This is a genomic window from Bradyrhizobium sp. (assembly GCF_049581145.1).
GTDB lineage: Bacteria > Pseudomonadota > Alphaproteobacteria > Rhizobiales > Xanthobacteraceae > Bradyrhizobium.
Map to the genome: position 1 here is coordinate 1 of NZ_JBAURI010000393.1, position 8,434 is coordinate 8,434.

The 8,434-nt window shown below is 65.1% G+C and carries 8 protein-coding genes; 5 read left to right on the plus strand and 3 right to left on the minus strand.

Features of this window, described 5'->3' with window-relative positions:
* On the plus strand, window positions 1–1,552 hold a 1,552-nt coding region (locus tag WCB02_RS12705), incomplete at its 5' end, for a PAS domain-containing sensor histidine kinase (RefSeq protein WP_423958571.1).
* A gap of 237 nt (window positions 1,553–1,789) precedes the next feature.
* Here the strand turns inward: WCB02_RS12705 and hemN are convergent.
* Window positions 1,790–3,142, minus strand: coding sequence for an oxygen-independent coproporphyrinogen III oxidase (hemN, locus tag WCB02_RS12710; RefSeq protein WP_423958572.1), 1,353 nt, complete (start codon window positions 3,140–3,142; stop codon window positions 1,790–1,792).
* Window positions 3,143–3,274: 132 nt separating this feature from the next.
* On the opposite strand from hemN, the gene WCB02_RS12715 reads away from it, so the two are divergent.
* Window positions 3,275–3,583, plus strand: coding sequence for a hypothetical protein (locus WCB02_RS12715; protein ID WP_423958573.1), 309 nt, complete (start codon window positions 3,275–3,277; stop codon window positions 3,581–3,583).
* A gap of 178 nt (window positions 3,584–3,761) precedes the next feature.
* Window positions 3,762–4,592, plus strand: coding sequence for a metallophosphoesterase family protein (locus WCB02_RS12720; RefSeq protein WP_423958574.1), 831 nt, complete (start codon window positions 3,762–3,764; stop codon window positions 4,590–4,592).
* A gap of 507 nt (window positions 4,593–5,099) precedes the next feature.
* On the opposite strand, the gene WCB02_RS12725 is transcribed toward WCB02_RS12720, so the two are convergent.
* Both WCB02_RS12725 and WCB02_RS12730 read right to left on the minus strand, forming a co-directional pair.
* Window positions 5,100–5,585, minus strand: a complete 486-nt coding sequence (locus tag WCB02_RS12725) for a Crp/Fnr family transcriptional regulator (protein ID WP_423958575.1) — start codon at window positions 5,583–5,585, stop codon at window positions 5,100–5,102.
* A 112-nt stretch (window positions 5,586–5,697) separates the two neighbouring features.
* The gene (locus tag WCB02_RS12730; RefSeq protein WP_423958578.1) at window positions 5,698–6,492 is read right to left on the minus strand and encodes an alpha/beta fold hydrolase; all 795 of its coding nucleotides are present in this window, start codon (window positions 6,490–6,492) and stop codon (window positions 5,698–5,700) included.
* A gap of 139 nt (window positions 6,493–6,631) precedes the next feature.
* Between WCB02_RS12730 and WCB02_RS12735 the strand changes: the two genes are divergently transcribed.
* Together WCB02_RS12735 and WCB02_RS12740 are read left to right on the plus strand one after the other, a co-directional pair.
* The gene (locus tag WCB02_RS12735; RefSeq protein WP_423958580.1) at window positions 6,632–7,273 is read left to right on the plus strand and encodes a GntR family transcriptional regulator; all 642 of its coding nucleotides are present in this window, start codon (window positions 6,632–6,634) and stop codon (window positions 7,271–7,273) included.
* A 118-nt stretch (window positions 7,274–7,391) separates the two neighbouring features.
* A partial coding sequence (locus tag WCB02_RS12740; RefSeq protein WP_423958581.1) for an aldehyde dehydrogenase family protein occupies window positions 7,392–8,434 on the plus strand: 1,043 nt, incomplete at its 3' end.

Below are 8,434 nucleotides of genomic sequence, written 5' to 3' on the forward strand. Positions count from 1 at the left end.
CGGCGTCCTGATCTACCGGCTCGACCGGTTGATCTATGCCAATGCCGCGTTCCTCAAGCGGCTCGGCTACGACAGCCTTTATGCGCTGGAGGAAGCGGGCGGCCTCGATGCGCTTTATGTCGAGCCCGGGCCCGCCTCATCCTCAAGCACCTCTGAGGGCGGCATGCCGATGCGGATCTCAGCGAGCCTGGACGCATCCGAGGCCGGTTCTTCGATCGCGGCGCGGCTGTTCACGATTTCATGGGACGGCGCTTCTGCACTGGCCCTGATGTTTTCGCCGACCGAGTCGTCATCGTCGCCCGTCGCGGCACCGGCTGTGGTCCAGGAAACTGACAACCAGGAAGCCGAAGCCCAGGAAGCCGAAGCCCGGGAACCTGCCGAGGAAGCCTGCACCGACCAGGAGCCTGTGGAGGAAGAAGAGGCAGCGCTGGCCGCGGGCCAGGCAAACAGCGAAGATCTGGCCGCGATTCTCGACACCACGGCCGAGGGCATCGTGATGTTCGATGCCGAGGGCAACATCCACGCCTGCAATCGCAGCGCGGAAGCCTTGTTCGGCTATGACGGCGAGGATTTCCTGCAGCACGATCTCAGCGATCTGTTCGCCCCGGAGAGCCAGCGCGCGGTGCTCGACTATCTGGAGAGCATCAAGAGCGCCGGCGTCGCCAGCTTGCTCGATCACGGCCGCGACGTGCTTGGCCGCGTCGCCAAGGGCGGCATTATTCCGCTGGCAATGACCATGGGGCGGACCCGGCCGGACGGACCGAATTTCTTCGCCGTGTTCCGCGACCTCTCACAGAGCAAAAAAGGCGAAAGCGAACTGCAGCAGGTGCGACGGCTGGCCGATCGCGCCGCAGGCGCGAAGGCCGACATGCTGGCGCGGATCAGCCACGAGATCCGCACCCCGCTGAATGCGATCATCGGCTTCGCCGAGGTGATGATGGGGGAACGCTTCGGCGCGCTCGGCAATGAACGCTATGCCGACTACATGAAGGACATTCGTGCCTCCGGCGAGCGCGTGCTCGCCGTCCTCAACGATCTCACCGAGCTGTCGCGTATCGAGACCGGCAAGCTCGAGCTCGCCTTCACCAACCAGAACCTCAACGAGCTGGTGGAAAACTGCGTGACGGTGATGCAGCCGCAGGCCAATCGCGAGCGCATCATCATCCGCACCTCGCTGGCGCAGGCGCTGCCGCCGGTGGTCGCCGATGGCCGCGCGCTGCGGCAGATCGCGCTCAACCTGATCGGCACCTCGATTCACCTCGCCAACCCCGCGGGGCAGGTCATCGTCTCGACGGCGCTGTCCGATTTCGGCGAGGTGGTGCTGCGGGTCAGGGATACCGGGCACGGGCTCAACGACAACGAGGTCGCAGCCGCGCTGGAGCCGTTCCGCACCCAGCCGCCGTCGGATCAGACCACCGAAGGCTCCGGCGTCAACCTGTCGCTGACCAAGGCGCTGGTCGAAGCCAACCGCGCGCAATTCCACATCAGGACCGGCGGCCGCTCCGGCACCCTGATCGAAGTGGTGTTCCCGCACGCGATGGCCCGGGCTTAAAGCATGATCCGGAAAAAAGTGGGTGCCGGTTCTCTCTCGCGACGAACGCGACGCGTTCGCGCGGAGATCATGCTCAAGTAATAGAACCAAGCTCAGGCGGCGGCCGCGCGCGCCACCCGGGCGCTGCGCTCATGTCGTCAAACGAGAACGGCATCGGCGTCTCCATTCGAACATCGAACGGTAACGCCGATCGGGCGGCCTGTCTGTCCCGGCGCAAGCTTCGCAACGGGCTGCCGGTTATACGGCCCGGCTATGCAGCTGCTTCGACGTGTCCAGATGCGCATCGAAGGCGGCGGCGACCGTGCGCACCAGGAAGCGCGAATTATCGGCCACCGCGAGCGAGGTTCCCTCGAGCGCGACCACGCCGTCGGAAATCAGGTCCTTCAGGCGCGGCGATGCGGTCAACATGGCCTCCGCCTCAGCGCCATGCCGCACGCAGATCGGGTCGAGATCGACGCCGAAATCGCACATGATACGTTCGATGATCTCGGCACGCAGCCGGTCGTCGGCGCTCAAGGCGTAGCCCTTGACCGTGGCCAGCCGGCCGGCGCCAACCTCTCCCTCATAGGCACTGATCTGGACCTCGTTCTGCACATAGCCCTGCGGCAGTTGGCCGATGGCGCTGGCGCCGAAGCCCAACAGCACATTGCCGGTGTCGGTCGTATAGCCCTGGAAATTCCGCCGCAGCCGGCCCTCGCGTTGCGCGGCGACCATCGCATCATCGGGCAGCGCGAAATGGTCGAGCCCGATCTGCACATATCCCGCCTGCTGCAATGCGTCCGCGATCGCGCAAGCCTGCTCGTAGCGCTCACTGCTGTCGGGCAGCCAGGCCTCGTCGATCTTGCGCTGATACTTCTTGAAGGTCGGCACATGGGCGTAGCCGAACACGGAGAAGCGATCCGGGCGCAGTTCGACGCAGCGACGGACGGTGTCGAGGCACGAGGCAATGGTCTGATGCGGCAAGCCGTAGATCAGATCGAAATTGATGCCGCGTATTCCGGCACGGCGCAAATTCGTGGTCGCGGCTGCGGTCTCCTCGAAGCTCTGCACGCGGTTGATGGCGCGCTGGATGACGGGATCGAAGCTCTGCACCCCGAGGCTCGCCCGGGTGACGCCGCCAAGCGCGAGCGCATCGACCATCACGGCCGTCAGCGTCCGCGGATCGATCTCGATCGCGATCTCCGCGGTCGGCGCCACGAAGAAGCAATGCCTGATCAACCCGATCAGGTCGGTGAAGGAGTCCGGCGCCATGACGGTCGGCGTGCCGCCGCCGAAATGGATGTGCTCGACGTTGATGCGCCGCCCGATCTGGCGGGCGACCAGGTCGACCTCGCAGCGCAACGCCGATTCGTACAGCGCGATCGGTTCGTCACGGCGCGCAACCGAGGTATGGCAACCGCAATACCAGCACATCGAGCGGCAGAACGGCACATGCAGATAGAGCGAGGCCGAGGCATGCGGCGGTATGGCCTGCAGCCATTCGGCATAGGTATTGGGACCGATGGCGGCGGAGAAATGCGGAGCGGTGGGATAGCTTGTGTATCTGGGCAACCGCTCCTGGCCGTAACCGACCGCGAGATCTGACCTCATGTCGTCATCCGCTCCCCGAACTGAACCGCGAGGGCCGAACACGCGGACCCTTTGGGTCAATTTCTAGCCCGGACTGCAGGCGGGGACCTTGCGCTCGGTCAAGTCGGGAGCGAAGTTCCGGTAGATTATAAAATGACCGCCATTTTGCGCTCGCGCAAAGACGGAAAAGCGCCGTTTCTGACAGAATGGCCGGCGACCGGCGAGGTGGACGAGGTGGAGCGGACGGGAACGATGGGCCTTTTTGTTCTGGAAATCGTGGTCTGGGGTTTGGGCGTTCGCGGTCGCATGCCCCAGTTTGAGCACTCCGGCCCCCGCCGAAACAGACGGTCCCCGCTTTCACGCAACGCCGTGGCGCGGCTCGCCGCCGGCTTTCTCGTCAGCGTCGCCTGTCTGGCGCTGGCGCTTTGGCTCGCGGTCTGGCTTGCGATCAGATTGCTCTGAAGCGGCGCTCGCGCGCGCTCATCCGGCCGCGAAGCCATCGAGCGGAACTTGCGCGACACAGGCTTGACGACCGTCCGGTATGGTTCTTGCCCGTCTTGCCCGGCGCTCGTGTGATGCGAGCTGGCCGGAGCTTTGATCGACAAGGCTCTATCGACAAGGCTGCCGGGTATATCGAACGATGCGCTGTCTGGTCGTCGCGGATCTGCATTATTCGTTGCCCCAGTTCGACTGGCTGCTCAGCGCGGGGGCGCAATTCGATCTCGTGATCTTTGCCGGCGATGCGCTCGACCTCGGCTCCGCCGTCGACTTCCGCGCCCAGATCCTGGTGGTCAAGGCCTACCTGGCACGGCTCGCCCGGCTGACCCGCGTCATGTTCTGCTCCGGCAATCATGACCTCGACGCGCGCAATGCCGAGGGCGAGAAGATCGCGCGCTGGATCGGCGATGTCAGGGCGCCCGGTGTCGCCTGCGACGGCGACAGCGTGCAAATCGGCGACACGCTGTTTTCGGTCTGCCCATGGTGGGACGGCCCGCTGGTCAAGGCACGGCTCGACCAGCAGTTGCGCGAAGCGTCATTCCATAACGCGAAGCGCTGGATCTGGGTGCATCACGCGCCGCCCGCGAATTCGCCGACCAGCTGGGGCGGCCGGCGTTTCTTCGGCGATGCCGAGCTCAAGCAGTGGATCGAGCGGCACCGGCCGTCGATGGTGTTCTCCGGCCACGTGCATCAGTCGCCTTTCATTGCCGGCGGATCCTGGTTCGACCGGCTCGGCCCGACCTGGGTGTTCAACACCGGCCGCCTGCCTGGCCGGCCGCCGACGCATATCGTGCTCGACATCGACGACGGCGCGGCATTCTGGCTTGCGCCCGGCGACCAGCAATGGATCGACCTCGATGCGCCCTTGCAACGGCCCGCGGCGTCGGTCTCCGATCCGCCGGCCTGGCTAACATCGTTGGGGCGGATTCCCGATCCGCTGTTCTCAAAGCCCGGCGTGTCTGCGCGCAGCTGAAGAGCGACGACGACGAGATAGTGGTGCCAAAACCGGACAGGCTGCGACCGGCGTTAACCTTTTCTTAACCACAAAGGCAGAGCCTCGCATCGCCTTGGTTCGGGCCAAGACACGCCTTGGAAAATCGGCGACTGGGTCCGAGCCGTGCTTTTTTATTGTTCATCATTGGGCGACGGGCGATTCCCGCGGGGGCTCAATGGAGTAATGTGGTGTCACAGCGTGGGGTTCAAACCGAAACAAATTTGCTTTTGGCATTCGCATTGATGATCGTCGGCGCCCTGATGACCGGGCTTCCGATGGCGGTTCTGATCATCTGGATCTGTTCCTAGATCATGGGTCAGAGCGCGATTGACGGCGGTGCCAGGCCGGTCGGGCGCCAAAGGCCTGCGTCGGATCAGACCACAACGCGTTGGGCGGCGAGCCGCCGCCACGCGCCGCTTGGCTCGTGCCCGATGTCCCTCGGCGCGCCTCTCATGGCGTGTTGATGATGCTGCGGACGCAGCTGATTCAAAGCCTGTCGTCGGAGTCCCGATCCGATCCTGGCGAAACCTGCTGCGGCGGCAGGCTGATCAGGCATTGCAGGATATCGCCGACCATTTCGAGATGGGTGCCGTGGCCGGCATATTGCGTCTTGAGGTCGGCGAGATAGGTCGTCGCCACGTTGAGCCGCTGCGCCAACAGCCGCGCGATCTGCAGCGCCACCGCCGGCTGGTCGTTGAGGAACGACGCCGCGTCGGCGAATTCGTAGACCGTCGAATCCACCGCGGCGCGCACCGTCGCGCTGTGCGGCTGGTCGAGCAGCAGCGACATTTCGCCCGCCACCGCGCCGGGCTCGGCGAGCACGGCGACCACGGTGTCGCCGCGCAGCACCTCGAGCCGTCCCTTGATCAGAACATACAGCCGCCCGGTCTTGCCGCCCTCCTCGATCAGGATGGCGCCCTGTGGCAGCCCACGCTCGGTGCCGCCGTTGCAATAGCTCAGCATGTCGCGCATCGGCCTCTCCGCTGAAAGCAAGATTAGGCAGGGTGCAAGATTAGGCAGGGTGAATGCCGAGGTCGAACGGATTAGACGCGTGATCTGCTCGAATTCTCGGCAGCGCGCCGCGTCATACCGGCACGGAGTTCGCGGCCGGGAGGAAGTCCGCGATCGCCTCGAGGAAGAGCCGCGGCGATTGCAGTTGCGGCACGTGTGCGCAGCCCGGGATGATCTTGAGCCGCGCATCCGGCAGGCCGGCGGCCAGCTCGCGCGACATCGGCAGCGGGGTGGCTTCGTCGTGCTCGCCGACCATCACCAGCACTGGCACCCTGACCTTGCGCAGCTCCGGCCGCAGGTCGAGCTCGGCGAGCTGTTCGCAGGCCGCGCGAAACACTTCCGGATCGGTCTTCAAGAACGCCATGCGGCGATCGCGCATCAGATCGGGATGCTGGTCCTGAAACTCCGGCGCGAATAGCCGGCGCATCGCCACGTCCGTGATCGCCGAAAGCCCCTTGGCCTCGGATGCCGCCGCCATCTTGCGAAACGCCTCCCGCCCCAGTTCGTCGAACGCGGCGCCGCAATCGGCCAGGATCAAGCGCGTCGCGAGTCCGGGATGGCGGATCGCCATCTGCAGCGCGACGAAGCCGCCATAGCCGTTGCCCAGCACGATCGCGTCACGGCCCGCGGACGCATCCCTGACCACTTCCGCCATGCGATCGGCGATGGCGGCGAGCCCGCCAGCGACCGCCTGCGAGCGGCCGAAGCCGGGCAATTCCGGGATGACGACCCGAAACGACTGCGACAGCTCGGGGGCGACCGCATCAAAGCTCGCCCGATCCGACAACAATGAATGAAACAGAAACAGCGGCGGTCCGTAGCCGACCTCGGCTGTGTGGACGGTGCCCTCTGCGAAAGCCCGATACATGTCACTCCCCTTCATTCGCGCGTGTGCAAGGCGCCGGCCGCTCCAATTGATAGATTAAAATTAGTCCATTTCAAGCCGATCTGTCTTGACGTGATATTTCACGACTGCGTAGGTTATCGACAGACAAAGGTAAAATATGATGCTTCTCCGCGACAATGTCTATGAAAGCCTGCGAGCTGATATTCTGACCTGCCGGTTGGCGCCCGGTGATGATATGCGCGAACAGGAGCTGGCCGAACGCTATGCGGTCAGCCGGCAGCCGGTCCGCGAGGCGCTGCTGCGGCTGTCGCGCGAGCATCTCGTCACGGTGCAGCCGCGCCAGGGCTACCGGGTCAACCCGATCTCGCTGTCGGATGCGCGCGACATCCTGCGCTTTCGCCACGTGCTGGAGCCGGCCTGCGTCACGGAGGCGATCGAGACCGCGAGCGAGGCGGAATTGAAGGCGCTGGACCAATTCCGGCAGTTTTCGGGCGATCATGAAGCCTTCATCGCCTATAACCGTGCTTTCCACGCTGCACTGGCCGCAGCCTCGGGCAACCGCCGCATGGCGGCCGCACTCTGCGACCTGATCGGACAGGCCGACCGGCTGGTGCGGGTCAGCATCGCCAATGTGGCCGATCACAATCCGGCCGAGCTCGTCGCCGAACACGCCGCCCTGATCGACGCGATGCAGCGGCGCGAGGCGCGCAGCGCGGTGCGCATCATCAAGGCGCATATCAGCCGGACCGAAAAGCGCGTGCTGCCGGCGCTGAAGCGCAACGCGGTCATCGTCGAAGCATGATCGGGAAGGACGGCCCGCGGGCGCCCCTTCCGAGATCAAACCAAGCAAACTCAGCGGATCGCGATCCGGTCCGGATCAAGATCGAAGATCGAAGATCGAAGATCGAAGGGAGAGACAGATGAACAGCCCAACCAAATCGATCGAGGTCGAGATTCACGGCAATTTCGTCGACGGCCGCGAGATCGAGGCCGGCTCCGGCGCCATGCTCGACGTCCGCAACCCCGCGACCGGCGACGTGATCGCAAAGATTCCGAACTCGACCGCCGACGACGTCGACCGCGCCATGAAGAGCGCCCGCCTGGCCTTCGAAGGCAAGGCGTGGGGCGGCATGGACATCCGCGCGCGGGCGCGACTGGTCAACAAGCTCGCCGATGCTTTCGAGGCCAATCTGGAAGCGCTGTACCGGCTGGAGACCCTCAACAACGGCCGCCCGCTGAACGAGACCCGCGCGCAGCTGTCGCGGCTGCCGGACTTCTTCCGCTATTTCGCAGGGCTGGCGCTGGCGCGGCGCGACTCGGTGATCCCCGTCGAGGGCTCCTATCTGAACTACACCTTGCGCACGCCGATCGGCATCGTCGCCAATTGCACGCCGTTCAATCATCCCTTGATGATCATGTGCAAGTCGCTGGCCGCGGTGCTGGCGTCGGGCTGCGTCACCGTCGTGAAGCCGTCGGAATACACCCCGCTGACGACGCTGAAGCTCGCCAGGATCTTCAGCGACGCGGGGCTGCCGCCCGGCGTCTTCAACGTGGTGCTGGGACTCGGCCAGACGACCGGCAAGATGCTGGCCGAGCATCCCGACATCAACAAGCTGGTGTTGACCGGCGGCACCGAGGCCGGCCGCATCGCCGGCGCCGCCGCGGCCAAGGTGTTCGCGCACCAGACCATGGAGCTCGGCGGCAAGACGCCGGTCATGGTGTTCGACGATTTCGATGTCGACCGCGCCGTCAACTATGCCGCGTTCGGCGCCTTCATCGGCGCCGGCCAGACCTGCGTCTGCGCCTCGCGCCATCTGGTGCAGGCAACGGTCTATGACGAGTTCGTCGAGAAGCTGAAGGCGAAGACCGAGCAGATCCGGATCGGCGACCCCTTCGATGCCGCGACCCAGCTCGGGCCGGTGATCTCGGCGCGGCAGCGCGATCGCGTGCTGTCCTATTGCGG